The sequence below is a fragment of the Streptococcus phocae genome (assembly GCF_001302265.1).
Taxonomy (GTDB): Bacteria; Bacillota; Bacilli; order Lactobacillales; family Streptococcaceae; genus Streptococcus; species Streptococcus phocae.
Genome location: NZ_LHQM01000018.1, coordinates 1 through 1,022 on the forward strand (window position 1 = coordinate 1; position 1,022 = coordinate 1,022).

A 1,022-nucleotide genomic window follows, 5' to 3' on the forward strand; every position below is an offset into this window, starting at 1 on the left:
TTTTTAGAAAGGAGACTAAGTGAGTAGAGATCCAACAACAACAATCAACGAAGAAAATGTAACGATTTTGCCAAACGGCCGTGTTTTCTACACGTTCACACCTCGACAAAACACTAATTCTGTCAGACTTGCCAGCGATTGTCTTGGAAATGCCAAATTCAGCCAGATTATGATTGAGAAGGGTGACAAAGCGACAGATTATGTTGCACCTTTTGTAATAGAAGGTAGTGGCGAGTCAACAGGTATTTTCAAAGGCTTGGAAGAAGCACTCAACAGTATCAAAGAAATTAATCTTGAAATGACTGACACTGAAAACTCAAATCTGTGGTCTAAAATCAAGATTAATAATCGAGGTATGTTGAGAACGTACTTTGATACGAATATCAAAAACGAGATCTTGGAGACTGCTACAGGTATTAGAGAAACAATCTCAGATACTGCTCGTGGACTCAAGTCAGAGTTCACCAAAACTGTCCAAGGTCAACGCATTCAGCTTGAAAGCCTTCTGGAGCAAAAAACTGCTGAAATGGGCTTGACTGTTGACGGTCTGCGCTTGTCAATAAACCAAGCCAATGAACAAACCGCAAGTATTCAAGCGAGCGTAGCTGGTTTGAGGCAAGATTATAGAGATGCTGATAGGCAGTTATCAGCATCTTTCCAATCTGGTATTGAAGGCTTGAAAGCCACTATGAGAGACGAAAGGCTAGGTCTACAAGCAGAAATAGCCTCTTCTGCACGCGGTTTGTCGCAGAGGTATGATGATGAGTTGCGCAAAATATATGCAAAAATCACTACAACGTCTGACGGCACAACAGAAGTTTATGAGAATAAGCTTGATGGCTTGCGAGCAGAGTTTACTCGTAGCAATCAGGGTATGCGCACAGAGCTTGAGTCTAAGATTAGTGGATTGCAATCAACACAGCAAGCGACTGCTAATCAAATATCGCAAGAGATTCGCAATCGCGAGGGGGCCATTAGTCGCATTCAACAAGATATCAATAGCTATCAACGTAAATTGCAAG

Annotated in this window: 1 protein-coding gene; it reads left to right on the forward strand. The window is 41.8% G+C overall.

What is annotated here, in order from left to right; all coding sequences use genetic code 11:
* Positions 1-19 precede the first annotated feature (19 nt).
* A partial coding sequence (locus tag AKK44_RS05015; RefSeq protein ID WP_236686659.1) for a gp58-like family protein occupies positions 20-1,022 on the forward strand: 1,003 nt, incomplete at its 3' end.